This is a genomic window from Vibrio sp. Hal054 (assembly GCF_037162405.1).
Taxonomy (GTDB): domain Bacteria; phylum Pseudomonadota; class Gammaproteobacteria; order Enterobacterales; family Vibrionaceae; genus Vibrio; species Vibrio diazotrophicus.
In genome coordinates this window covers 2193104-2217311 of record NZ_JARLUT010000001.1, presented here as the reverse complement: position 1 = coordinate 2217311, position 24208 = coordinate 2193104, and the positions used below count along the sequence as shown (strand labels likewise).

Annotated in this window: 25 protein-coding genes and 2 tRNA genes; 19 read left to right on the top strand and 8 right to left on the bottom strand. The window is 43.6% G+C overall.

Features of this window, described 5'->3' with window-relative positions; translation table 11 throughout:
• From P4S58_RS10225 to P4S58_RS10160, 14 genes are all read left to right on the top strand, one after another.
• Positions 1-780 carry a ParA family protein gene (locus tag P4S58_RS10225; protein WP_042483832.1) on the top strand — a complete coding sequence of 260 codons (780 nt, stop codon included), beginning with the start codon at positions 1-3 and terminating at the stop codon, positions 778-780.
• Positions 770-1765: a chemotaxis protein CheW gene (locus tag P4S58_RS10220; RefSeq protein ID WP_042483829.1), complete on the top strand. Its 996-nt coding sequence runs from the start codon at positions 770-772 to the stop codon at positions 1763-1765. Before P4S58_RS10225 ends, P4S58_RS10220 begins: the two co-directional genes overlap by 11 nt.
• Positions 1766-1815: 50 nt before the next feature.
• Positions 1816-2310, top strand: a complete 495-nt coding sequence (locus tag P4S58_RS10215) for a chemotaxis protein CheW (protein WP_042483825.1) — start codon at positions 1816-1818, stop codon at positions 2308-2310.
• Positions 2310-2816 carry a DUF2802 domain-containing protein gene (locus P4S58_RS10210; RefSeq protein ID WP_102952745.1) on the top strand — a complete coding sequence of 169 codons (507 nt, stop codon included), beginning with the start codon at positions 2310-2312 and terminating at the stop codon, positions 2814-2816. Before P4S58_RS10215 ends, P4S58_RS10210 begins: the two co-directional genes overlap by 1 nt.
• A gap of 210 nt (positions 2817-3026) precedes the next feature.
• Complete coding sequence (gene ccmA, locus P4S58_RS10205; RefSeq protein ID WP_102952746.1) at positions 3027-3647, top strand: cytochrome c biogenesis heme-transporting ATPase CcmA; 621 nt, start codon at positions 3027-3029, stop codon at positions 3645-3647.
• Positions 3647-4315, top strand: a complete 669-nt coding sequence (gene ccmB, locus P4S58_RS10200; RefSeq protein WP_042483816.1) for a heme exporter protein CcmB — start codon at positions 3647-3649, stop codon at positions 4313-4315. Before ccmA ends, ccmB begins: the two co-directional genes overlap by 1 nt.
• 89 nt (positions 4316-4404) lie before the next feature.
• Positions 4405-5151, top strand: a complete 747-nt coding sequence (locus P4S58_RS10195; RefSeq protein WP_102963125.1) for a heme ABC transporter permease — start codon at positions 4405-4407, stop codon at positions 5149-5151.
• Between the two features lie 2 nt (positions 5152-5153).
• Entirely contained in the window at positions 5154-5360 is a 207-nt protein-coding gene (gene ccmD / locus P4S58_RS10190; protein ID WP_042483811.1) for a heme exporter protein CcmD, read from the top strand.
• A complete protein-coding gene (ccmE, locus tag P4S58_RS10185) occupies positions 5357-5839 on the top strand; it encodes a cytochrome c maturation protein CcmE (protein ID WP_042483810.1) in 483 nt (160 codons plus the stop codon). The genes ccmD and ccmE overlap by 4 nt, the downstream gene beginning before the upstream one ends.
• A complete protein-coding gene (locus P4S58_RS10180) occupies positions 5836-7791 on the top strand; it encodes a heme lyase CcmF/NrfE family subunit (RefSeq protein ID WP_337163878.1) in 1956 nt (651 codons plus the stop codon). The genes ccmE and P4S58_RS10180 overlap by 4 nt, the downstream gene beginning before the upstream one ends.
• The gene (locus P4S58_RS10175; protein ID WP_042483806.1) at positions 7792-8346 is read left to right on the top strand and encodes a DsbE family thiol:disulfide interchange protein; all 555 of its coding nucleotides are present in this window, start codon (positions 7792-7794) and stop codon (positions 8344-8346) included.
• Positions 8343-8819, top strand: coding sequence for a cytochrome c-type biogenesis protein (locus P4S58_RS10170; RefSeq protein WP_042483802.1), 477 nt, complete (start codon positions 8343-8345; stop codon positions 8817-8819). Before P4S58_RS10175 ends, P4S58_RS10170 begins: the two co-directional genes overlap by 4 nt.
• Complete coding sequence (gene ccmI, locus P4S58_RS10165) at positions 8819-10036, top strand: c-type cytochrome biogenesis protein CcmI (RefSeq protein ID WP_337163877.1); 1218 nt, start codon at positions 8819-8821, stop codon at positions 10034-10036. The genes P4S58_RS10170 and ccmI overlap by 1 nt, the downstream gene beginning before the upstream one ends.
• 76 nt (positions 10037-10112) lie before the next feature.
• A complete protein-coding gene (locus tag P4S58_RS10160; RefSeq protein ID WP_042483795.1) occupies positions 10113-10871 on the top strand; it encodes an MlaA family lipoprotein in 759 nt (252 codons plus the stop codon).
• A 21-nt stretch (positions 10872-10892) separates the two neighbouring features.
• On the opposite strand, the gene P4S58_RS10155 is transcribed toward P4S58_RS10160, so the two are convergent.
• The 3 genes from P4S58_RS10155 to sodB all read right to left on the bottom strand — a co-directional run bounded on the left by P4S58_RS10155 (position 10893) and on the right by sodB (position 12989).
• Complete coding sequence (locus P4S58_RS10155; RefSeq protein WP_337163876.1) at positions 10893-11561, bottom strand: SDR family oxidoreductase; 669 nt, start codon at positions 11559-11561, stop codon at positions 10893-10895.
• Between the two features lie 199 nt (positions 11562-11760).
• Positions 11761-12264 (bottom strand): VC2046/SO_2500 family protein, encoded by a 504-nt coding sequence (locus P4S58_RS10150; protein WP_042483787.1) that lies wholly within the window; start codon positions 12262-12264, stop codon positions 11761-11763.
• A 140-nt stretch (positions 12265-12404) separates the two neighbouring features.
• Positions 12405-12989 (bottom strand): superoxide dismutase [Fe], encoded by a 585-nt coding sequence (gene sodB, locus P4S58_RS10145; protein ID WP_042483784.1) that lies wholly within the window; start codon positions 12987-12989, stop codon positions 12405-12407.
• A 624-nt stretch (positions 12990-13613) separates the two neighbouring features.
• Here sodB and P4S58_RS10140 point away from each other — a divergent pair.
• The 3 genes from P4S58_RS10140 (at position 13614) to P4S58_RS10130 (ending at position 16978) form a co-directional block, all read left to right on the top strand.
• Entirely contained in the window at positions 13614-13949 is a 336-nt protein-coding gene (locus tag P4S58_RS10140) for a Grx4 family monothiol glutaredoxin (RefSeq protein WP_042483781.1), read from the top strand.
• An 88-nt stretch (positions 13950-14037) separates the two neighbouring features.
• Positions 14038-15987, top strand: a complete 1950-nt coding sequence (locus P4S58_RS10135) for a DNA topoisomerase III (RefSeq protein ID WP_337163875.1) — start codon at positions 14038-14040, stop codon at positions 15985-15987.
• Between the two features lie 70 nt (positions 15988-16057).
• Entirely contained in the window at positions 16058-16978 is a 921-nt protein-coding gene (locus tag P4S58_RS10130; protein ID WP_337163874.1) for a histone deacetylase family protein, read from the top strand.
• 62 nt (positions 16979-17040) lie between these two features.
• Here P4S58_RS10130 and P4S58_RS10125 read toward each other — a convergent pair whose 3' ends face one another.
• On the bottom strand, positions 17041-18234 hold the full coding sequence (locus P4S58_RS10125) for an amino acid aminotransferase (RefSeq protein WP_337163873.1): 1194 nt from the start codon (positions 18232-18234) through the stop codon (positions 17041-17043).
• Between the two features lie 454 nt (positions 18235-18688).
• Here P4S58_RS10125 and P4S58_RS10120 point away from each other — a divergent pair, with 454 nt between their 5' ends.
• A complete protein-coding gene (locus P4S58_RS10120) occupies positions 18689-20329 on the top strand; it encodes a response regulator (protein WP_102987456.1) in 1641 nt (546 codons plus the stop codon).
• Positions 20330-20504: 175 nt separating this feature from the next.
• On the opposite strand, the gene P4S58_RS10115 is transcribed toward P4S58_RS10120, so the two are convergent.
• The 4 genes from P4S58_RS10115 to P4S58_RS10100 form a co-directional block, all read right to left on the bottom strand.
• Positions 20505-20595 (bottom strand) — tRNA-Ser (locus P4S58_RS10115).
• A gap of 260 nt (positions 20596-20855) precedes the next feature.
• Positions 20856-20932, bottom strand: a tRNA-Pro gene (locus P4S58_RS10110).
• A gap of 62 nt (positions 20933-20994) precedes the next feature.
• A complete protein-coding gene (locus tag P4S58_RS10105; protein ID WP_337163872.1) occupies positions 20995-22797 on the bottom strand; it encodes a DUF3413 domain-containing protein in 1803 nt (600 codons plus the stop codon).
• A 34-nt stretch (positions 22798-22831) separates the two neighbouring features.
• Positions 22832-23047, bottom strand: coding sequence for a YejL family protein (locus P4S58_RS10100; RefSeq protein ID WP_042483648.1), 216 nt, complete (start codon positions 23045-23047; stop codon positions 22832-22834).
• An 84-nt stretch (positions 23048-23131) separates the two neighbouring features.
• Here P4S58_RS10100 and yejK point away from each other — a divergent pair, with 84 nt between their 5' ends.
• Positions 23132-24133, top strand: a complete 1002-nt coding sequence (gene yejK, locus P4S58_RS10095) for a nucleoid-associated protein YejK (protein WP_042483643.1) — start codon at positions 23132-23134, stop codon at positions 24131-24133.
• Positions 24134-24208: the final 75 nt, after the last annotated feature.

The window sequence follows — 24208 nt, the reverse complement described above, 5'->3', positions numbered from 1 at the left end:
ATGATTGTTTGGAGCGTTGCAAACCAAAAAGGTGGCGTAGGTAAAACCACAACAACGATTACGTTAGCCGGTTTGTTAAGTAAACAAGGAAAACGCGTCTTGCTGGTGGATACTGACCCACACGCATCGTTAACGACTTATCTGGGTTACGATTCAGATAGCGTTCCAACCAGCTTGTTCGATCTGTTTCAATTAAAAGAGTATAACGAACAAAGCGTTAAACCTCTGATATTGAAAACAGACGTTGAAGGTATCGACCTTATTCCTGCACATATGTCTCTGGCGACTTTAGACCGTGTAATGGGTAACCGCAGCGGAATGGGGTTAATCCTTAAGCGCGCCTTAATGGCTTTGCGTCAACGTTACGATTATGTGCTGATTGACTGTCCGCCAATTTTGGGCGTGATGATGGTCAATGCATTGGCAGCAAGTGATCGAATTCTTATTCCAGTACAAACTGAATTTTTGGCAATGAAAGGGCTAGAGCGCATGGTTCGTACTCTGGCAATTATGCAGAAGTCACGTAGCCGCGAGTTCAAAGTGACGATCGTACCAACCATGTACGACAAGCGCACTCGTGCTTCTTTGCAAACCTTGACCCAGCTTAAGAAAGACTACCCAGATCAGGTGTGGTCTTCAGCAGTACCTATTGATACAAAATTTAGAGATGCGAGTTTGAAGCGCTTACCTGCATCCCATTTCGCCGACGGTAGTCGCGGCGTATTTGCTTATAAACAGTTGCTATTGTATTTGGAGAGGCTTGCTATTAATGAGCAGTAGCCATTCACTATCAAGTGAACAAGCATTAGATGATTATTTTACGGCTCTTCTAGAAGAAGAGTTGATAGAAGAGCAGCCTGTTGAAAAGGAGCCCGAACTGGCTCCTATGGTTCAATCTGTCCCAGAAAAAAGTTATTTGGATGATTCTCTGGATGGTTTACAAGAACTAGAGATGCCGAATCTGGAAGATGTCCAGCGTCTGTTAAGCCAGATGGAAGCAAGTAATCCAGTGGCTGAACTCGAACTTGAACAGGTGATGGAGCAGAACACGCTCGATATTCAGGTTGCGACACAGCCTGTTGTACAAGAGCCGGATATTCAAGAACCTATTGTTGAAGAGATTCAAGAGTGGGATGTAGCAACCGACATCACAGAAGTTGAACTTGAAGCTAAAGTTGAAACACCTGAGGTCGAAGTAACAGAAAGCGAAATTGCAGACATTGAACCTGAAATTGTGGTTGAAGAGCAGGTCGCTGTTGAACTACAAACTCAATCAGGTTCTGCGGATATCGGCCATTGGGAAACTCCAATCCGTGAGCAGAACTTTCAGGTTCTATACTTTGATGTAAATGGTGTGACATTTGCGGTTCCGTTAGATGAACTGGGTGGTATCCATCGTAAGGCTGAGCTTAATCATCTGATCGGTCGCCCCGCTTGGTACTTAGGTTTACAAACCAACCGCGATTCTCAACTTGATGTTGTTGATACGGCAAAGTGGGTCATGGCGGAAAAGCTACGTGATGACAGCTACAAAGAAGCGTACCAATATATCGTTATGTTGGGTGAGAGCATGTGGGGTCTGGCGTGTTCTCAACTGTTGGGGACAGAAACGCTAAGCAGTGAAAAAATTCGCTGGCGAGAGCAGGTCGGTAAACGTCCGTGGCTTGCTGGTATGGTTAAAGAAAAAATGTGTGCTTTGATCCATGTTGAAGCATTGATAGCTATGCTTAATGCAGGGCTTGATGTAAAAGCATTAGATAAATAGCTCTGGATAAAATAATATTTTTGTCGGTAACGACTTAGAGAGGAAAAGGTATGTCTCAAGCTAACGAAGTCGAAGTTAGAAAAGAACACTCGAAGGATGAAGTACTTCAGTGGGTGACGTTCCAACTAGAAGAAGAAACCTATGGTATCAACGTAATGCAAGTGCGTGAGGTACTTCGTTACACTGAAATCGCCCCTGTACCGGGTGCGCCGGACTATGTTCTAGGTATCATAAACTTACGTGGTAACGTAGTAACGGTTATCGACACTCGTTCTCGCTTTGGTTTGATGCCTGGTGAAACCAGTGATAATACTCGTATCATAGTGATCGAATCTGAGCGTCAAGTAATTGGTATCCTAGTGGATAGCGTTGCTGAGGTTGTGTACCTACGTTCTTCTGAAATTGATACCACTCCAAGTGTTGGTACAGATGAAAGCTCTAAGTTCATCCAAGGCGTAAGCAACCGTGACGGTAAACTTCTGATCTTGGTTGACCTAAATAAACTGCTTTCAGACGAAGAATGGGATGAAATGGCTCATCTATAATGAATGAGTTGATGTCTTATGCATCTCCGTTTTTAGCGGGTGGTGCTGTACTGATAATCATACTGATTGGTTTGGTGTGGGTTAGCCTACGCCGAGCCTTGATTCGTCAGGGGGATTATTTCAGGCAGCAACTTCGAAATGCTGATAAAGAACAGCAGAAAGTAAGCAAACAATTGCTAGAAGTTCGCTCAGTTGTTGTTGGCCTTGGAAAAACAGTCAACGATCAGCAAGACATTATCAAGCACCTAAACGATAGATTGAAAGAGCTGGAAAACGCTGATACAGACGCACGTCTGTACAGTCGGGCGAGCAAAATGGTCAAACTCGGCGCAGATCTCGACGAACTGATCGAAGAGTGCGAATTGCCGAAAGCTGAAGCTGAGCTGATGATGTCTTTGCAGAAAAAGCTGCAAGGTAAAGAGGCGATTCCGCCATTAGCGAGTCATCCCGAAGGTAAAGCTCGTGCGGTGCAGAGTAGACCACCTGTACGAAAACAATCTCGTTAGAAACATCCATTAAGCCTAAAAGGAAGCCAATCGCTTCCTTTTTTGTTTTTCGAGATCTTCATTTGTAACTATAAAGTGGTAAAAGAAAAAACAAATCGCTAAAAATTAACAGATTCTTACTTAGTTTCGTGATTCGTAATACCCTTCTTCTATTTTGTCTAAACGGTGGTGTGTTAATATAGCAGCCCCTAATTTGTTATATAGAAGCTCATGCTGGACGTTAACAATCTCACTGCAATTCGCGATGAAAAGGTGCTATTCGAGCATTTATCATTCAATATCGACGCGGGCGAACTCGTCCAGATTGAAGGCCGAAATGGCACAGGTAAAACGACTTTGTTGCGTATTATCACAGGCCTTGCTGACCGCGACGAAGGTGAGATTTACTGGAACAAAGTTAATATCGAAGAAGACAGAGACAGCTATCATACGGATTTACTGTTTTTGGGACATCAAACCGGTATTAAGCGTGAGTTAACCGCTTATGAGAATTTGCATTTTTACCAATCTGTTCACTCAGCAAAAAATAGCAAAGAAGATATCTATCAAGCGTTAGTGCAGGTTGGACTTGTAGGGCGTGAAGACGTACCAGTGGCTAAGTTGTCCGCTGGACAACAGCGACGCGTAGCTTTAGCAAGATTGTGGCTGAGCGAACAGAAGCTGTGGATTCTGGATGAACCCTTGACCGCTATCGACAAACAAGGTGTGAAAGTATTGGAAGCTCTGTTTTTAAAACATGCGGAAAATGGTGGCATTGTTATTTTAACCACACACCAAGATATGTTTGCTGACCATGACAAGTTACGCAAAATCAAACTAGGAGACGCCTAATGTTTTCAACTATGGCGATGATCATTCAGCGTGAACTCCTAATCGCATTTCGACGCCAAGCCGATATTTTTAACCCTCTGTGGTTTTTTATCATCGTTATTACATTGTTCCCGCTCAGCATTGGTCCAGAGCCGGGGCTGCTTTCTCGGATTGCTCCGGGCATTGTTTGGGTTGCCGCACTCCTGTCTGCTTTGCTCTCTTTAGAGCGTTTGTTCCGTGATGATTTTCAAGACGGGGCCCTTGAGCAGATGATGATTATGCCAGTACCTCTTTCTGTGGTTGCTTTGTCAAAAGTGATCGCTCATTGGTTACTTACTGGCGTGCCTCTGATATTAATAAGCCCATTATTAGCTATTCTGTTGTCGCTGAATTTTGACACTTGGCTTGGTGTGGTCGCGACCCTGTTGCTTGGTACACCAACACTCAGTTTTATTGGCGCCATCGGCGTAGCATTAACGGTTGGCCTGCAAAAAGGCGGCGTGCTGCTCAGCCTTGTAGTCTTGCCTTTGTATATACCAATTTTAATTTTCGCCACATCAGCGATAGATGCTGCTTCTTTGGGAATGGCCTACAACGGTCAGTTGGCAATCTTAGCGGCAATGCTGGTTGGAGCGATGACGTTAACACCGTTTGCGATTAGTGCTGCGTTACGAGTAAGCGTTAACTAACTTAAGAACGACTTTTTTATTTAGCCCAAATTTACACAAAAAACTTAACATGAATAAGTTAAGTATTAGAAGCAAAGTGAGGACAAACAATGTGGAAATGGCTCCATCCCTACGCTAAGCCAGAATCTGCGTACCAGTTATGCGGGAAGTTTTTCCCGTGGTTCACTGTTTTAGCTTTTGGCTGTTTGACGGTTGGTACGGTTTGGGGGCTTGCATTTGCTCCGTCGGACTACCAGCAAGGTGATAGTTTCAGGCTTATCTATATTCATGTGCCTTCAGCCATTTGGTCTATGGGTGCTTACATGTCTATGGCAATTGCTGCGTTTATCGGCATCGTCTGGCAGGTAAGATTATCCAATATGGCCGCATTAGCCATGGCTCCTATCGGTGCGGTTTACACTTTTATCGCACTTATCACTGGTGCTGTTTGGGGAAAACCCATGTGGGGAGCTTGGTGGGTTTGGGATGCTCGCCTAACTTCAGAATTAATTCTGCTTTTCCTTTATCTTGGCGTTATTGCTCTGTACCACGCATTTGATGATCAAAAAACCGCTGCGAAAGCGGCAGGTATTTTGGCAATTGTGGGTGTGATTAACCTGCCAATCATTCACTTCTCTGTGGAATGGTGGAACACGTTACATCAAGGTGCAACGATCACTAAGTTTGAGAAGCCTTCTATCTCTGCCAATATGTTGTGGCCGTTGTTACTGAATATTTTTGGCTTTGCTTTTTTCTTTGCTGCGTTGACAGTTGCACGATTAAAAAACGAAATTATCAGTAAAGAGAGTCACCGCCCCTGGGTTATCCAGCTAGCTCAAGCAGAGAAAGGAGAGTAACCATGCATTTTGAAACTTGGTCAGATTTTTTCGCGATGGGCGGCTACGCCAGCTACGTTTGGGGTGGCTTCGGCATTACCTATTTATCGATGGCCGTTTTATGGTTTTTGAGTATTAATCGTAGTAAAGCGCTCATGAAAGAAGTCAGAAATAAAATTAAGCGTCAAGAGCGTATCGAAGCGGCTAAACATATGGAGAACACACTGTGAACCCAAGACGTAAAAAGAGGCTCGGTATTGTCCTCGCTATTCTCATTGGTTTAGGCACAACAACAGGTTTGATTCTCTATGCATTAAGCCAAAATATGGACCTGTTCTATACGCCGACAGAATTAGTTAACGGTAAAGATGGCAAAAAGCCAGAGGTTGGTCAGCGCTTACGTATTGGCGGTATGGTCACTGTGGGGTCGGTGAAACGCGATCCTAACTCTCTCAAAGTCAGCTTTTTATTACATGATGTTGGCCCATCGGTCACTGTGGTTTACGAAGGCATTCTTCCCGATCTCTTCCGTGAAGGGCAGGGCATTGTTGCTCAAGGTGTATTAGTGGATGCGACCACAGTTGAAGCCTTTGAAGTACTGGCAAAGCATGATGAAGAATACATGCCTCCTGAAATTGCAGAAGCGATGGAAAAGAACCATGCTCCGCTGACTTACACACCGGAACAAAAACAAGGAAGTGATCAATGATTGCAGAAATAGGTCACTTTGCCCTGATTATTTCGTTGGGCTTAGCCGTCTTGCTAAGCCTATTGCCTTTGGTTGGTGCTTCAAGAAATAACGCATTATTAATGAACTCAGCCCGTCCTCTGGCATGGGGGATGTTCTCATTTTTGCTGTTGTCATTCGGCATTTTGCTTTGGGCATTCTATACCAATGATTTCACGGTTAAATACGTAGCAAGTAACTCGAATAGCTTGCTCCCATGGTATTACCGTTTAACGGCGGTTTGGGGAGCGCACGAAGGTTCGCTTCTGTTATGGGTGTTAATTCAAGCTGCTTGGACTGTTGCGGTTGCAAGTTTTAGTCGTGGTATGCCGCAAGAATCTGTGGCGCGCGTACTTGCTGTTATGGGGATGATCTCCGTAGGTTTCCTACTGTTTATCATTGTTACCTCTAACCCGTTCTTACGCACATTGCCTTATTTTCCTATCGACGGTCGCGATTTGAACCCATTGCTGCAAGACCCGGGTCTAATCATTCACCCACCGATGTTATACATGGGGTATGTGGGTTTTTCTGTTGCCTTCTCTTTTGCGATTGCATCACTGATGACAGGACGCCTAGATACCGCTTGGGCTCGTTGGTCTCGACCTTGGACAACAGCGGCGTGGTTATTTTTGACGCTAGGTATCGTTCTTGGCTCATGGTGGGCATATTACGAACTTGGTTGGGGCGGCTGGTGGTTCTGGGATCCAGTAGAAAACGCGTCATTTATGCCTTGGCTGGCGGGTACCGCATTAATTCACTCGCTTGCTGTTACGGAAAAACGTGGCACGTTTAAGGCTTGGACGGTTCTGCTGGCGATTTCTGCATTCTCACTAAGCCTACTGGGTACATTCCTAGTGCGTTCGGGCATTCTGGTTTCTGTGCATGCATTCGCCTCTGATCCTGCTCGCGGTATGTTCATATTAGCTTTCCTAGTATTTGTTATCGGCGGATCTTTACTGCTGTTCGCAGTAAAAGGTGCATCGGTAAGAGCGCGAGGAAATTATGAGTTGGTATCGCGTGAAAACGCGCTTTTAGCAAATAACGTACTACTGATTACCGCTTTGGTTGTGGTTTTGATTGGTACGCTGTTACCACTGGTTCACAAGCAGTTAGGTCTTGGCTCTGTTTCGATTGGTGCGCCATTCTTTAACAGTTTGTTTAGCTGGTTGATGGTGCCATTCGCTTTATTACTTGGTATTGGTCCACTGGTTCGCTGGAAGCGAGATAACCTCTCTGTTTTAGCTAAACCTATGGCTATTTCCGCTGTTGGGTCTTTGGCTCTGGCGGCTGTTTGTGTACTCGCAACGGCAGAGTCATTTACAGGTTTGGCTTTCATGGGCTGGGTAATGGCGTGGTGGATTATATTATTGCATGGCTATGAGATTCACCAACGAGCCACTCACCGTCATAGCTTTATGGTTGGTGTGAAACAGGTACATCGTAGCCATTGGTCAATGGTACTTGGTCACATTGGTTTAGCAATTTCGATTATTGGTATTGCTATGGTGCAAAATTACAGCATCGAGCGTGATGTGCGTTTGGCACCGGGTGAGCACTTCCAACTGAACGAATACGATTTCTATTTCAAAGGCTTACTAGACCGCGATGGCCCGAACTATGATGGCTACGTCGCTCAGTTTGAAGTCACAAAGAATGGTCAGTACGTTAATACATTGAATGCTGAAAAACGTTTCTACAATACGGCTAAGTCTATGATGACTGAAGCTGCGATTGACCGTGGAATCACTCGCGACCTTTATATCGCAATGGGCGAGCGTCTTGATAACAGCGATGCATGGGCAGTACGCCTGTATTACAAGCCGTTTGTACGTTGGATTTGGGCTGGCGGTTTATTGATGGCTATCGGCGGCATTCTCGCAATCAGTGATAAACGTTACCGTTTCAGAAAAACAGCAGTGAAGGAGGCTTAAATGAACAAGAAGATATTATTTATCCCTCTGGTTGTTTTTCTTGGCTTAGTCGCGGTTTTTACCACGCAGCTGGTCAGAAATGCTGGTGGTGACGACCCAACCAAGTTGGAATCGGTTCTTGTGGGTAAAGAAGTACCTGAATTTCGCTTAGAAGACTTAGCGGAACCCGGCAAGCTTTATGATCAGGCGATATTTCGTGGCGAGCCACTGTTGCTCAACGTCTGGGCGACTTGGTGCCCAACTTGTTATGCCGAGCATCAGTACTTAAATGAGCTTTCAAAGCAAGATGTGAAAATCATTGGTTTGAACTACAAAGACCAACGTGATAAAGCCGTTCAATGGTTGAATGAATTAGGTAACCCATACCTTATCAGCCTTTTCGATGGAAACGGTATGCTGGGGTTGGACCTTGGTGTTTACGGTGCACCAGAGACGTTTCTGATTGATGCTAATGGTGTTATCCGTTATCGCCATGTTGGTGATGTCAATCCGACTAACTGGAAACAAACACTGGCTCCGATTTATGAACAACTGCTGCTGGAGGCGAAGAAATGAGAGTTAAGTTATTCGCTTTAATCGCTGCAGCTCTGTTGTCTTTTTCGGTCATTGCTGCGATTGATGTTTACGATTTCGATACACCAGAGCAGGAAGCACAGTTTCATGAATTGAGTAACACTCTGCGGTGCCCTAAGTGCCAGAACAACTCTATTGCTGATTCTAACGCTGCGTTAGCTCAGGACTTGCGTCAAAAAGTCTATGAGATGACCAAGCAGGGTAAATCCAGAAGTGAGATCGTCGATTACATGATTGCCCGTTATGGCAACTTCGTGACTTACAATCCACCGTTAACGCTATCAACCGCTATTTTGTGGGTGGCTCCGCTGTCTGTATTAGTGGTTGGTTTTGTTGTTATCGTTTTGCGTACCAAGCGCCGCAAAGCCAGTGCTGAAGCCGGAGAGTGGGACGAAAACAAAGAGCAACGTTTAAAAGCCTTATTGGAAGAAGATAAAGACGGAGATAAGCAGTAATGACTTTATTTTGGGTGTTAACGCTAATTCTTGTCGCGATTGCGTGTGTCTTTGTCGCTATTCCAATGCTTAAACCAAAAGCAAATAACGATGCTGCATTGCGTGACGATCTCAACAAAGCTTTCTATAAGGATCGACTTGCCGAATTAGCTGTTGAAACGGATGAAGGCTTAGTTGAAGACCAACAAGAGCTGGTAGCGGATCTTAAACAATCGCTGTTGGACGATATTCCAAATGACCAGAACAAGACCGAAGAACGGTCGCTATCAACGTCTATGGTACTTGTTCCTTCGCTTATTCTTGTGGTGGCGTTGAGCTACGGTTTGTACGCCGTTTTTGGTAATTACCAGAAAGTGCAGCATTGGCAAGATATTAGCCAGAGCCTTCCAGAGCTATCGAAAAAGCTAATGAACCCTCAAGGGGTTGAGCTGACCGATAAAGAGATGGAAGACTTAACCTTAGCTTTAAGAACTCGACTTCATTACGAACCGCAAGATTCGACAGGTTGGTTACTGCTGGGGCGCATCGGATTGGCGAATCGTGATATGGAAACCGCGATTGGTGCGATGAAAAAAGCCTATGCAATCGAACCACAAGATGGCGATATTAAGTTAGGTTATGCGCAAGCTTTGATGCTCTCGAATGATCAGGTTGATCAGCAAAGTGCCCGCACACTGCTGAATAAAATGTTGAAAGCTGACTACGTCGATTTACGTGTCTATTCGTTGCTGGCATTTGATGCGTTTGAGCGCCAGGATTATCCAACTGCGATTGAACACTGGCAGTCTATGCAACAAATGATTGGTCCGAATGACGGTCGCTACGAGATGTTGTCTCGCAGCATCGCCAGTGCGAAAGCTAAAATGGAACCTGCGGTGCTGGATGAGCATGCGGTGTCAGTTTCAATTTCATTAGGCAGTGAAGTCGTACTTCCGAATCAAGGTGTTGTGATTGTCTCTGTGCATTCAGCAGATGGTGCGCCAATGCCGATTGCCGCAGCGAGATATCCGCTCGGTAACTTCCCATTCACGGTTATAATGGACGACTCGAACAGCATGATGCAGGGGCGTAAGTTGTCTGATTTACAGCAACTAATCGTTCGCGTTCGAATCGATTCTGACGGTAATGTTGCTACGCGAGACGGAGATTGGTTTGGCGAAAGCCAAGTCGTTGAGCTGGGAAGCGAGGTAAAGGTTGAAATCAATAAGCAGTTTTAATACTGTACCTTTATAAAAAAGCCAAAGGCCAATGTTTTCATTGGCCTTCTGTCGATTGGTTAAGGAAATAATAATAATGATCAGCCGATTAACAAGGATTGTCTTACTGAGCTTGATGGTTGTCATCACCGGGTGTAGTTCTGTTCCTGAAGAGCAAAGCGCGTCAGATCCGCAAGTTAATGATCCTTTTGAAGGATTCAACCGCTCAATGTGGGCATTTAACTATGATTACCTAGACCCTTATTTCGTGCGTCCCATTTCTCTTACTTATGTGGAATACACGCCAGACCCAGTTCGTCACGGTATCGCTAACTTTCTTTCCAATCTCGATGAACCGTCGAGCATGATCAATAACTTATTGATGGGAAATGGTAAGAAAGCGATCGATCATTTCAACCGCTTCTGGATTAACTCAACTTTTGGCCTGCTTGGTTTGATTGATATTGCTTCTGAAGCCGGTATTACAAAGCATGGTGAAAAGGCCTTTAGTGATGCGATTGGTCATCATGGTGTGGGTAAAGGGCCTTATGTTATGGTTCCGGGCTACGGGCCTGTTGTGGTTCGCGAAGCTGGCGATGTCGTTGATAGCTTCTATGCACCACTTTCCTACTTAAATATCTGGGCATCGGTAGGTAAATGGGCTCTAGAAGGTATGGAAACCCGCGCTGCTTTAGTAAACCAGGAAGCACTATTAGAGGATTCTCCTGATTCTTACTCTTTCACTCGAGCTGCCTATCTACAACGCAGAGATTTCACTGCCGAAGTGGAAACATCAACGGAAGTCGATAACAGTGAAGAAGATTACCTTGATTCCTATATGGAAGAAGGTTTTTAACCGTCTGTATATCCCTGCTAGTTAAGCTGACATTACTCGTCCGCTGAAATACTCATTCGCGACAATGTATTCTGTGTTGCGAATGAGCTCATCCTGAATTTCTGCCCAATGACTTTTATGTTTACTGGCTGAAGGCATGGGCACAACACCGCCCACTCGAATATTGAAAGGAACGAGTTCTTTCGCCCAGCTTTGTGTAAATCCTGACACCATACAACTCGCATTCTCTATGCCGGAAAAGTCGCGACTGTCATTCAATGAAATGACATTCACAATAACTCCTTTGATGTGATGTTGGCGCATTCGTTCAGTGCAAGCCTGACCAAATGAGAAAAGTGAGGAAGCCATTAACGCCAGTCTTTGAATAAAGAGTTCTGTCGGTTTTTCATCGACTAAAGAAGGCATAGGTGATGAAGGCCAGTTGTTGATCAGTACATCGGGTACAGTGTGATAACTTGATTCAATACTGTCGAGCATTCTATTGAGACTCTCTTGCGAATAATCTCTAAGGTGATAGCAATCAACGTGACTAGAGAGTTCTTTACAGCGACCAAAGGTTTCATATAACCCTTGTTTATCGGTATCACATAAAATCACGGTCGCACCTAAACAAGTGAAATGCGTTGCGAGGGTACTACCTAGCTGTGAGCTTGCTGAAGTTATTAAAACAATGGCGCTTTTAATTTCCATAGTACGCACCTTCTGTTTGGTTTTTTAATTATTTCGATTAACTTTTGAACAGTAAGAATGGGTGAAGGATGTGACACTTTGTGTGAATGAACTCAAAGAAAAGGTTTAGTTTCTATTATCAGTGATCATTTTGAGCACTGTTTCACACTCTAAAGCAATGAGCTGAGAATGTTCGCACTAAATCAGCGCATACAGCGATCTAGGTCTGTGCTCTCAGCTGATCATGGCGATAAGCGGTTGTCAGCTTATTGTACAAATCAAATGGCAATGTCTTTGGCGGTGATTTTACTGCTAGATGACGCCTTTCATGTCCGGAAAGATTGAGATAAACATCTTCCGGCAGATCTTGCGTATCCTCAGGCAGATAAGTCAGTACTTCAGGGGTGAGGTAATGACAGAGTTTGGCACTCGCGAGCCCTCCATGATGGAAGTGTTCTGCTTGCTTCGCGGATATTGCATAGGAGCTTTGATCGTTCCTTAGCGGTTGCGGTGTAGCCAGCTCGAAACGTTCGCGCAAGAGCTCGTCAGTCGTCTGAGGTTGTTCTATATGCTCAACAGGTGTGTTGTCACGAACATCATTGGAAAACAGAGCAACAAGTAAAGAAAAGTCGGCTCGTCGTCCTTGATGGACGGCGTGACAAATCCCTGAACCTATGTTCAGTTCATTGATGATTCCCGCTTTATCTAAAGTATGTACTTGCATTTTGCTCTCCGCTTGATGCACTTATAACGGCAACGGACGCAAAATCTTTAGATATTAACTTCACTAAAAAATAAAAAAAGCCTGCAAATCTGCAGGCTTAGCATCGTTTGTTTTTTAATCGCTTGAGCAGCGACTAGAAATTATTTAGCTAGGTTAGCAGCTACGAATTCCCAGTTAACTAGAGCCCAGAAACCGTTCATGTAGTCTGGACGTAGGTTACGGTAATCGATGTAGTACGCGTGTTCCCATAGGTCAACAGTTAGAAGTGGAGTTACACCTTCTTCTGTGATTGGAGTAGCAGCGTTAGAAGTGTTAACGATAGCTAGAGAACCGTCAGCTTTTTTCACTAACCAAGTCCAAGAAGAACCGAAGTTGTTGATTGCTGAATCAGTGAATTTTGCTTTGAATTCTTCGAAAGAACCGAATGCTGCATTGATTGCTTCAGCAACTGCACCTGTTGGTTCGCCACCTGCGTTTGGCGCTAGACAGTGCCAGTAGAAAGTGTGGTTCCAAACTTGTGCTGCGTTGTTGAAAACACCGCCAGTAGAAGTTTTGATGATCTCTTCTAGAGTTTTGCCTTCGAATTCAGTTCCTGGTACTAGGCCGTTAAGCTTAACAACGTAAGTGTTGTGGTGCTTACCGTAGTGGTACTCAAGAGTTTCTGCAGAGATATGTGGTTCTAGTGCGTCTTTTGCGTAAGGAAGAGCTGGTAGTTCAAATGCCATTGCTCGATTCTCCATATAGGTGAAGAGAGAGAACTCTCTCGATTGCTTCCAATTTCGTTTTTTGTTTTCGTCGGTACGACTGACTGTATACCCAAGTAATCTCAAGATACTGGACTCAGAGCTTCATCAACGAGTTCAGATCAAGAAAAATAACTGTAGAAATGGTCATCCCCTTTCAAAGTTATTTGCCGCCGATATGGGCTCGTTGATGAGCTCCCAAAGGGCGAGTTTTATTCGCTTTTATCCTACGTTACTGATTTTCAACGTAGAATGACTATGTTTTCAAATCAGTGCCTTGTTTAAAAGCGAATAAATTCTCGCTGAACAAGCATCTTGAGGTTACTTGGGTATATGTATTTTAGCAACTTTTTACTTTATTAAAACCCCAATTCATAATAAAAGTGTTTTATATCAGAACAACAAGTACTAAGGCGTTTTAAACGCAAATGGGTATCCGTGAGAGTTGGTTAAGCTTAGTCCACCAAAATAGTAGGCTAAGCTTTTAATAATTTCGAATGATATGGAGAGGATGAAGTTTAAAGTCCATACTGATAATGTGCTTTTTATTCTCATTTAATGATTTAGAATGTGGGACATCAAAGACGACCCCATTAAGAGGAAGCAATGGAAACCATCGACAAGATCAAACAGCAAATTGAAGAAAACGCGATCCTTCTTTACATGAAAGGTTCACCTAAGCTGCCAAGCTGTGGTTTCTCTTCTCAAGCTGCACAAGCACTAATGGCTTGTGGTGAAAAATTTGCGTATGTAGATATCCTACAAAACCCAGACATTCGTGCTGAACTACCTGTTTATGCTCAATGGCCAACATTCCCACAACTTTGGATTGAAGGTGAATTGATCGGCGGTTGTGACATCATTTTGGAAATGTTCCAAAAAGGTGAGCTTCAATCTCTAATTAAAGAAGCAGCAGCTCGTTCTGCAAGCAACGAAGAGTAATACTGTTTAAATTTACAGTTTTTCTTGATTTATTAAGGCCACATTCGATAATGTGGCCTTAATTTTTTCCGCTACCTATAACGAAACCATGAGCCGATTATTCATCGCAGAGAAACCAAGTCTAGGTCGAGCAATTGCAGATGCATTGCCTAAGCCTCATAAAAAAGATCAGGGTTTTATTCGATGTGCAAATGGTGATGTTGTGACATGGTGTATCGGGCACTTGCTTGAGCAAGTAGAGCCAGATGCTTATGACGAACGTTATAAGAAATGGAACCTGGCTGACCTGCCGATTGTACCTGATCAGTGGCAATTAAGGCCGAGAAAAACCGCCAGCAAGCAACTGACAGTCGTACGTAAACTGATTAAAGAACACAATCAAATCATTCACGCGGGAGACCCGGATAGAGAAGGGCAATTGCTGGTGGATGAAGTCATTGATTACTGCAAAGTTGCGAGTAATAAAAAAGCGTCAATTCAGCGCCTTCTAATCAGTGACCTTAACTTGCCAGCGGTAAAACGCGCTCTTTCCAATATGCGTAGTAATCGCGATTTTATTCCGCTGTCTGTTTCTGCATTAGCGCGTTCGCGCGCTGATTGGCTTTATGGCATGAACATGTCACGCGCCTACACCTTGTTAGGACAAAAAGCTGGCTATCAGGGTGTGTTGTCGGTTGGGCGTGTGCAAACACCGATTTTGGGGCTGGTCGTTCGCCGCGACGAAGAGATAGAGAACTTCATTCCACGCGATTATTTTACCCTACATGCCTTAATTCCCTATCAAGACGGTAACGGAGCATTTGATATCCGAGCTCGCTGGAAGCCGAGTGAAGCGTGTAAGCCTTGGCAAGATGAAGAGGGCAGAGTGCTTAATCGTAAGTTGGTGGAAAATGTTGCTCAGCGTATCGCCGGTCAGCCTGCCAAAGTGGTGGAGTCTGAGCAGAATCAAACTAAGCAGTCTGCACCATTACCTTACTCGCTCTCTGCTTTACAGATTGATGCTGCCAAACGCTATAACATGAGCGCGCAGCAGGTTCTTGATACCTGTCAGAGTTTGTATGAGAAACATAAGCTGATTACTTACCCGCGTTCAGATTGTCGCTATCTGCCAAAAGAGCATTTGCTTCAGGCTTCTTCTGTGGTCGATGCTATCGCCAACAATGCCAAGGAGCTGGTTTCGGCAGTATCTGGCGCAAATTTATCTCTAAAATCCAAAGCGTGGAATGACGCCAAGGTGGATGCACACCATGCAATCATCCCGACACCCAAGCAAGCCTCAGTTAATGCGCTTTCCAGCTATGAAATGAAAGTGTACCAACTGATTGCTCGTCAGTATCTGATGCAGTTCTATCCACATGCGGTCTATGCTGAGGCAAAATTGGTGTTTGATATCGCAGGTGGCACTTTCATTGCGTCTGGTCGTCAGCTGGTGTCTGCCGGTTGGAAAGCACTAACGGGTAAGTCAGAAGAACAAGACGATGGAGTTGATACCGTGCCACCGTTGACCGTCGGTACTGAACTGATTTGCAGAGAAGGTGAAATTAAGGATAGAAAAACAGAGCCACCAAAATACTTTACTGAAGCCACCTTGTTACAAGCAATGACAGGCATTGCCCGCTTTGTTGAAGATAAAGAACTGAAAAAGATACTGCGAGAAACCGATGGTTTAGGGACGGAAGCTACACGGGCTGGGATATTAGATACGCTTTTTAAGCGTCAGTTATTAAAACGAGATGGCAAAATCATTCGTAGTACACTCGCAGGAAGGGGCTTAATTCATGCATTGCCTAGTGAGTCTACTTATCCTGATATGACAGCTCACTGGGAGCACCAACTACAAGCGATGGCTGAACGAGGACAAGCCTATCAACCGTTTATGCAGGCACTGCAACAACGGATTGATCAGCTGATGGCACAAGTAAAAACTGGGCCTGTACCCGAATCATTAAGGTCGCTGCCGGCAGTAGAACGACCTGCCTTTAAGCGTAAAAAGCGTAGTTACGCGAAAGGCAGAACAAAACCGAATACTGCATCCTAGTGCGTGCCTCATTTCATTCTTAAAACTGGCTTGTTAACATGCGCGTATCTGGAGTAATCAAGTAGCAGACATGATCCCACTGGTTTATCACTCTATTTATTCTCAACTACCTTTACCTGAAGGGCATCGTTATCCCATCAATAAATACCGCTTGTTATATGACGCCGTTGTTGAGAAGCAACGTCACAATCAAGAGTGGCAAACAAAATTTCAGTTCATGGAACCGAAACCTCTTACGTTAAGCGAAGTAAAGCAGATCCATGATGCGCAGTATGTTGACGATCTTTGTTCTGGTTCTCTTCCAGCCGCCAAAATGCGCCGTATTGGATTTCCATGGAGCGAAGCGCTTATTGAAAGGACATTGACCTCTGCAGGTGGAACCTGTTTGACGGCTGAACTGGCTTTGAAATGCGGCCGAGCTTTGCACTTAAGCGGCGGTTATCACCATGCACACAAAGACTTTGGCAGTGGTTTCTGTCTGTTTAATGATTTGGTACTGGCGGCTCAGCACGCAATTGACCACTTCGATGTTGATAAAGTGCTGATCGTCGATAGCGATGTGCATCATGGTGACGGAACCGCAACTCTCTGTGCAGAACGGGATGACATCATTACGCTCTCATTCCATTGCGATAAAAATTTTCCTGCTCGTAAGCCTGAATCGAACTTAGATGTCGCACTTCCCAGAGAAACTGAGGATGAAGAATTTCTCAGTCATTTTAAGTCGGTGGTCGAAATGGCGGTGAACCTCTATCAGCCTGATCTGATTATCTATGATGCAGGAGTTGATATTCATCGTGATGACGAACTTGGCTATTTCAACATATCAACCCAAGCCATTTACCATCGAGACTGCTTTATGATGCAACTGACTCAAAACAAACAGATACCGATAGCCTGCGTGGTTGGTGGTGGCTACCGAAATGATCATCAAACCTTAGTGCCGATTCATATGCAGTTGTTTGAAGCTGCATTGACAATCGCTCGATAGCTTCCAGCAAGAAAAAAGCCACTGCATGACAGTGGCTTTCCAATATCATTAACACTCAGCTTTTATAAAGCAGCAAACGCCTTAGCAACTCGTTCAACGTTATGCTCGTTCAGTCCAGCAAGACACATACGACCGCTGTTGATTAGATATATCGCGTGTTCGTTGCGTAGTGTTTCTACCTGATGTTGGCTAAAACCAGTGTAGCTGAACATGCCTTTCTGTTTAATCAGGAAGCTGAAGTCTGTTTCTGGACGTAACACTGCTAGTTGGTCGTGTAGCGTTTTACGCATGGTCTCAATACGAGTGCGCATACCTTCCACTTCACCAAACCACATGTTTTTAAGTGCTTCGGTATTCAATACATTCGATACCACTACCGCCCCATGTTTTGCAGGGCTTGAGTAGTTGCGACGTACAGTGGCTTTTAACTGCCCCAGAACACGAGACGCCTCTTCTTCATTAGCACAAACGACCGATAGACCACCTACACGCTCACCGTAGAGTGAGAAGGTTTTAGAGAAGGAGTTACTGACAAAACTGACGACGTCTGTTTCCAATGCAATTTTACGGATAACGTAAGCATCTTCACCGATACCTTCGCCGTAGCCTTGATAAGCCATATCGAAGAAAGGAATCAGTTTGTTTTTCTTAACAACCTCAATCACTTGGTCCCACTGCGTATTTGTTAAATCCACACCTGTTGGGTTATGGCAACAAGGGTGTAGCAGGACAATGCTTTGTTCCGGCAGAGAGTCGATAGTAGAAAGCATGCCATCGAAATCAAGCATTTTGGTCTCAGGGTTGAAGTAAGGGTAAGTATTCACTTCGAAGCCAGCACCAGCAAAAATTGCGTGGTGGTTTTCCCAAGTTGGATTGCTAACCCAAACTTTTGAGTGTGGGAAATAATGATGTAGGAAATCAGCCCCAATCATTAATGCCCCTGAGCCGCCTAAAGATTGAATTGTCGCAATACGATTAGCTTCAAGGGCAGGGTGGTCTTCACCAAACACTAATTGTTGTACCACTGAACGGTATTGCACTAGGCCATCCATTGGAAGGTAAATACAAGGTTGGTTTTCAGCTTGAGCTAGCTGAGCTTGAGATTGAGCGACAGAATCTAGTGTCGGGATTTTGCCGTTTTCATCATAGTAAAGACCAATACTTAGGTTCACTTTTTCAGATCTGTCATCAGCCATAAACTGTTCCATAAGGGACAGAATAGGATCTCCAGCATAAGCGGTTACATGGTTAAGCACAGAAATTCTCCTTAATATATTTGTTACTTGATAACGATCTGAGCGATGGTTGAAACCAATTTTTCGACTTAAGCACCAATCCATATTCAATGGATAGAGAGGGCTTAAGTGTCGGAATACGGATAGCGACACTAACATAATTGTTACATTGACAGCCAATAAAAACCGACGCGAAACAGGTGAAATATAGGGAAAATATGATCAACGCATGCAGGTAGTTCGGCGTGTTAATTGGAAGTAGTGTTTGTTTCCACCTATCGACCAAAAAATATCGAATTTCTGCACTTTGTGGCGATGAGATACGCTTTAGAAATGGACTGGCTGTTTTTTAGTCAGTCTTTGGGAAGTTATGAAAGAGGAAATAATTCTATGGTTGTAGGTATTTTCCTGTTTTGCAAGACCTTATCTTACGCATAGACTCCGTCTGATACTATGAAGCGTCGGAGGGGTTCAAATGTCTTTAAGCTTCAAAAATTACACCATATTGGTTGCTGATGATTCAAGATTGGTGACAAGCACTATTACATCGTTACTCAAAAAGTTTGGTTGCGAGCAGATTCACTGTGCCTATAAACCGTTGGATGTGATCGCGAAGTGCAGGCAGAACCAATTTGATCTGATTATCTGTGATTACAATTTTCAGAGTTTTATTAATGGATTCCAGCTGTTAGAAGAGCTTAATCACTTAAAACTACTTCCTTCCCATACGGCATTCATGTTCCTTACCGGAGAGAATGACTTACGTGTTGTGCGTTCAATTATTGATGCTGAGCCGGATGACTATTTATTAAAGCCGTTCAAAAATCAGTTCTTTATAGACCGTTTAACCAATTCGATTAAACGCAAATTGGCATTGCTGCCTATTTATGAGCAACTGATTAAGCATGATTACTACGGTGTAATCGAAGCTTGCAAAGAATGCTTGGAAACTCGTCCTGAGTACACCAAATTAATCCGAAAATTCAAGGCTAATGCTTTGGTTCGTTGTAAGGAGTATCACAGTGCACGAACCGAATATGAACAAATGCTCAACGAAGACAACTTCGACTGGATCAAGACGGCATTGGCCAATACTTTCATTGAAACGGACGATGTAAACCGAGCGAAAGAGATTCTAGAAACGGTGAAAAGTAAGGATGAAAATCCTTATTACCACGATGAAATGTCGAGTATTGCCGTGCTGAACAACGATCTTCCGCAGGCCATCGTGCACCTTAAACAGTCTGCTATGTTGTTAGATTCTGGCGCTGAGCGTGAGTTAGTGATCGCAAACCTATCATTGGCTAACGAGAACTATGGTGATGCGGTGACTTACATGACGCGTTACTACGAGAAGAATAAAAATACCTTCAGAGGTAGTGTTTTTACCCAGCTCAACTTAGTGCGTAGCTATTTGTATAAAGCGAAAGGCATAAAGAATCAGAGTCTTTTTGAACGCCAGTTACACTCACTTAATCCATTGATTGATGAAGTGAGAAAACGGCCTAGTCTTGAACATGTTCATCGTTTGATTATTTCACACATAGCGTTGATCCGAGGGGATCTAAAATTAGCGATCAGTGAACTTAAGCCCGTAATCCAACACATCAAAAGTATGCATTTCTACGACATTTACCATCTTGGGTATTTGCTCGAGCAGTGTTCGTACTTTAATGAGGTTAAGCAGATATTGCCTCAGTGCCGCATTGCGATGGATGAAAACCAGCATCCAAGTATTTTACGAAGCCAAACACATATGCTGTTAAGCTTTGAATCGAGATTGCAGGGAGTGATTGAAGAGATAGAAGTGCTACGTAAGCAAGTTTCTGATGCGGTGATCTCGCCAGGGAATTCAGAGGCAATGACGCAGTATATTGACCTTTATTTCCGTTTGCACGAACTGTCACCTAACTCTAGAAAGCTATGTATGGCTATCGTTAAGTTCATCGCGCAATGTCCTTTCGAGTATGACGGCAACTATAAGATTTTTGACAAGATAAAAGAGTGTCATGAAGTTATCGTTAAATTGTCTACTGAAGAAGAGCTAGTTGAAGCGAATTATCTAATTCAATACGAAGCCGCCAAGAAAAATATCTCTTTAGTTCTCACTAATTAGAGCCACATGTTGGCTCTTCTTTTTTTGAGCCAAGAAGCTCTCTATGACGGTCATTTTTTTGGAAGGCAACGATACATTCTATTAAGTCGTGAAGTTGAGAGACTCAGGCAAAAGAAGAATTTAATTGATTAGAAAAGAAAAAAGCCTCTGAAATCAGAGGCTTTTTTCTAGAATGTGGCGGAGAGATAGGGATTTGAACCCTAGGTACGCTATTAACGTACGCCGGTTTTCAAGACCGGTGCTTTCAACCACTCAGCCATCTCTCCGTTGTTGAAGCGCATATTAACGACCTCTTGGAATCTTGTAAAGCCCTTAATTAACTGTTTGCTCTAATAATGAACGTTTTAGCGATATTTTTTTATTCTCGGCATTTTTAACAGATTGAATGTTATGAATAAGTAGAACATTTATTGGGAAAATGAAGAGGAAATCATCAAGAGGGAGTTGGCTTTAACTTTTACGCGATAAAGTTTATTAGCGTCAACGAAAAAGCCCGTAGCTTATTCAGCTACGGGCTTTAGGTGTATGGTCGGACTGAGAGGATTTGAACCTCCGACCCCCGACACCCCATGACGGTGCGCTACCAAGCTGCGCTACAGTCCGATTCGCGTAATCTAATCAGTTTTTTTCTGGTCGTCAATACGAAAGTATTTTAACCAACTGATTTAATTATCTTTCGCGTAAAAACGTTGCAGTTCGGTGAACCCCTGCATTAATACAGGTAGAGTCGGGTTCTCTTCTTTTAAGCGTTGATAGTTATCATCGTAAAGTTTGAAGTTGCCAAATTTATCTATCACTGTTGTTTGTTCATCAGTAATAAGGGCGAGTTCACGTGAATCACCAGCAAGAATCCACTTTCTCTTCGCTTCGTTAAACATGTTTCGACCGCTGCTGAAATCACTTGGGTTGGAAGAAACTCCCAATAGATCCTGCATGATTGTGACAGAAAAATCTAAGTGGCTTGAGCGGTGGTTATAAACACCAGCAACTCTTCCCGGCCAATGGACAATCATAGGTACTTGAAGTTGGAAACGGCTGTAGTTGCTATTAGAGCCCCAGCTGTTTGTTTTCGTTTCATTAAACTCCGCGCCATGGTTAGAGGTAATAACCACAACCGTGTTGTCTAACAGCTCCAGCTCGGTGAGTTTAGTGAAGAGTAAATGAAGTTCGTTATCCGCTAAAGTGACGGAATGGTTGTAGCCTGCACGTAATCTGTCACTGGTTGAACCGTTTGATGCCGCGCTGTCGTATTGGTCGAAGTTATCAACGGTAGAAAGTTCTAAGTAGCTAAACCAAGGCTGTTTCTTCTGTTCAACCCAAGTAGACCAGCGAGCAATAGTTTGTTCATCGTTGCTTGTTTCTGGATCAAACGGCGCTTTAGACATTGGCAAGTTACGGAAAATCGTTTCTTGATAGAGCGGATCTTCAAAGTTATCGCCGCTAAAGAGACCAAACTGATATTTTTGCGATTCAAGAACATCCAGCATGATTGGCGCAGTACCTTGAGCTTCAATGCTGCTTGCATAGCTGCTAGGCAAACCGTAGAAAAGACCAAATAAACCAAACGTATCGTTACTTGAACTGTAATGATTGGTGAAGTTGAGATTTTCAGAAGCAAACTGATAGGTATTAGGCATCAGCTCTGGTGTTAATACGTCAGCGCGCAGGTTATTTACGCTGACCAACAGAATATTTAGGTTGTTGGTTCGGCGACCAAATTTGATTTCTTCAATCGGGTAGTTAACCAAATCAACGGTATTTTGAGTTTCTTCCAGTCGCTTGAGATATTCATCTCGATCCAATAAACCATGTTTCTCCATAAACGATTTCGCCGTCATTGGGTATGACAGTGGGAAATTCGATTTTTGGCTAGTAACAGGGCTGTAGAAATAAGCGTCAGACCATACATAAATCAGATGGCTTGCGATAAAGCTGACGAAGAATACCGCTGCAAGAGGGCGGCCAACACGTTTGTGGCTGAGTTTACGCTGTTTACGCCATACCCACTCTGATAAACCAAGTTGCAGTAGGAAAACAAGCGGAAGCACAACGAATAAATGCTGAAGGTCTGTTCTTACAGAGCTGCTCTCATCACTGAATAACAATTCCCAAACAACGGGCGTTAAGTGCAAGTTGATGGTTTGGTAAGCCTGAGTATCAATCAGTAGTACAGTGAGCCCGAATGTTGCGAAACAGACGGATACAAAACGGAACAGTGACCTAGAAGGGATCAAAAACGTTAACGGGAAAAGCGTCAACAGATAGATAGCAAATACTAGGAAGCCAAAGTGACCCACCCAAGAAAGCGCAAGATAGAGCTGTCCTAAGAAAGTTTCCGGCCACGGCGATTGTGCGATGTATCTGGTACCAATCAGCATTGCTGCAATGATATTAAAGAAGGCAAACCAGTGCCCCCAACCTACTAGACGTGATACGCGTTCGCCGTATGTGTTTCCGCTATCTACCATGTACTTTTCTATTTATCCGTTTTTATATTTAAATTCAGTCTGCTAACGAAGACATCAATGCTTGAGAAAACTTTTCCGCGATAGCTTTACGTTGCGATGCAGCAACATTTTGATTCAAAACGTTGGTCGCGACATTTCCCGCAATCATCAGGGAAAGTTCAGGAGACGCATTATGTTTATCAAGAACGGCAGCGATTTCGGTCAGGATAGTTTCAACTTTTTCGTCGCTGTATTTCGATGTAATAGGCATAAACACTCTAATGATGATAGTAAAAACGGCTTATGATAACCTACTATGCCTTACAACTGAAACCAGAACGATGATTATTTCACTATGAGTCTGCACCTTTCCAATGTCATTTTGCATCAACTAAGCAAAAATAATAACGACGAGCTTACGGTTAACTTCCGTGCTCAATCTCTTGATAATGATACATCAACAGAAAACCTAGTATCCGAGTTGCATCGCGTTTTTAATGCGAAAGCGGGTAAAGGTTTTGGTTCTTTCAAGTCTGACAGTGATTTTCAAAGCTGGTTGCAAGAAATGCGTCAAAGTCAGCGTTCGTTTTACGATTTTTCTCAAATCAGTGCGCAACGTCTCAAAGACGAACTGTCGAAATATCCATTTGCCGATGAGGGTATTTTGGTGATGGCTGAATATCAGTCATTAGCTACCGATTATCTTTTGATTGGTATTCTCCCTTTGAATCAAAGTTTGAAGGTGACAGAAGGGTTAGACATAAGTGCAACTGATTATCTTGATATCAATAAAATGGATATTGTTGCCCGTGTGGATTTGTCGAGTTTTGAAACGGACAAAGAATCGAATCGCTACCTTACTTACATTAAAGGTCGTGTTGGACGTAAAGTTTCAGATTTCTTTTTAGATTTCCTTCAAGCGGAAGTTGGCCTCGATGCGAAAGTACAAAACAAAGTTCTGATGCAAGCAGTTGAAGATTTTTGTAGCGATTCAAAGCTAGAAAAAGACGAAGCGATTAACTATAAGAAACAAGTTTACGATTACTGCAATGATCAAATAAAAGCGGGTGAAGAAGTTCAGGTGAAAGAGTTGTCTGGTGAATTACCTCCAGCTCAGGATGGCACGAGTTTTATGGACTTTACACGCGAGCATGGTTACGAACTAGAAGAAAGCTTCCCTGGCGATCGTTCTACGATGAGAAAACTGACCAAGTATGTCGGTGCTGGTGGCGGCTTGAACATTAGTTTTGACAGTTTATTGATGGGTGAGCGCGTTTTCTACGATCCGGAAACCGATACTCTTACAATCAAGGGTACTCCACCAAATCTGCGAGATCAGCTAACGCGTAAAAGTTAGTTATTTTCAATCAGTGTCATTTTGAAAGAGAGCCATATGAGCTCTCTTTTTTTATTCACATTAAGACTCGAGTTT

Bases quoted from the DNA above. Each gene is read 5' to 3' on its own strand.
- yejK (WP_042483643.1), top strand. From the start codon at position 23,132: ATGAGTCTGCACCTTTCCAATGTCATTTTGCATCAACTAAGCAAAAAT.
- P4S58_RS10140 (WP_042483781.1), top strand. From the start codon at position 13,614: ATGGAAACCATCGACAAGATCAAACAGCAAATTGAAGAAAACGCGATC.
- P4S58_RS10175 (WP_042483806.1), top strand. From the start codon at position 7,792: ATGAACAAGAAGATATTATTTATCCCTCTGGTTGTTTTTCTTGGCTTA.
- ccmD (WP_042483811.1), top strand. From the start codon at position 5,154: ATGCATTTTGAAACTTGGTCAGATTTTTTCGCGATGGGCGGCTACGCC.
- P4S58_RS10120 (WP_102987456.1), top strand. From the start codon at position 18,689: ATGTCTTTAAGCTTCAAAAATTACACCATATTGGTTGCTGATGATTCA.
- P4S58_RS10155 (WP_337163876.1), bottom strand. From the start codon at position 11,561: ATGGAAATTAAAAGCGCCATTGTTTTAATAACTTCAGCAAGCTCACAG.
- sodB (WP_042483784.1), bottom strand. From the start codon at position 12,989: ATGGCATTTGAACTACCAGCTCTTCCTTACGCAAAAGACGCACTAGAA.
- P4S58_RS10195 (WP_102963125.1), top strand. From the start codon at position 4,405: ATGTGGAAATGGCTCCATCCCTACGCTAAGCCAGAATCTGCGTACCAG.
- P4S58_RS10180 (WP_337163878.1), top strand. From the start codon at position 5,836: ATGATTGCAGAAATAGGTCACTTTGCCCTGATTATTTCGTTGGGCTTA.
- P4S58_RS10105 (WP_337163872.1), bottom strand. From the start codon at position 22,797: ATGGTAGATAGCGGAAACACATACGGCGAACGCGTATCACGTCTAGTA.
- ccmA (WP_102952746.1), top strand. From the start codon at position 3,027: ATGCTGGACGTTAACAATCTCACTGCAATTCGCGATGAAAAGGTGCTA.
- P4S58_RS10130 (WP_337163874.1), top strand. From the start codon at position 16,058: ATGATCCCACTGGTTTATCACTCTATTTATTCTCAACTACCTTTACCT.
- P4S58_RS10135 (WP_337163875.1), top strand. From the start codon at position 14,038: ATGAGCCGATTATTCATCGCAGAGAAACCAAGTCTAGGTCGAGCAATT.
- P4S58_RS10215 (WP_042483825.1), top strand. From the start codon at position 1,816: ATGTCTCAAGCTAACGAAGTCGAAGTTAGAAAAGAACACTCGAAGGAT.
- P4S58_RS10150 (WP_042483787.1), bottom strand. From the start codon at position 12,264: ATGCAAGTACATACTTTAGATAAAGCGGGAATCATCAATGAACTGAAC.
- P4S58_RS10225 (WP_042483832.1), top strand. From the start codon at position 1: ATGATTGTTTGGAGCGTTGCAAACCAAAAAGGTGGCGTAGGTAAAACC.
- P4S58_RS10100 (WP_042483648.1), bottom strand. From the start codon at position 23,047: ATGCCTATTACATCGAAATACAGCGACGAAAAAGTTGAAACTATCCTG.
- P4S58_RS10170 (WP_042483802.1), top strand. From the start codon at position 8,343: ATGAGAGTTAAGTTATTCGCTTTAATCGCTGCAGCTCTGTTGTCTTTT.
- P4S58_RS10220 (WP_042483829.1), top strand. From the start codon at position 770: ATGAGCAGTAGCCATTCACTATCAAGTGAACAAGCATTAGATGATTAT.
- P4S58_RS10210 (WP_102952745.1), top strand. From the start codon at position 2,310: ATGAATGAGTTGATGTCTTATGCATCTCCGTTTTTAGCGGGTGGTGCT.
- ccmI (WP_337163877.1), top strand. From the start codon at position 8,819: ATGACTTTATTTTGGGTGTTAACGCTAATTCTTGTCGCGATTGCGTGT.
- P4S58_RS10160 (WP_042483795.1), top strand. From the start codon at position 10,113: ATGATCAGCCGATTAACAAGGATTGTCTTACTGAGCTTGATGGTTGTC.
- ccmB (WP_042483816.1), top strand. From the start codon at position 3,647: ATGTTTTCAACTATGGCGATGATCATTCAGCGTGAACTCCTAATCGCA.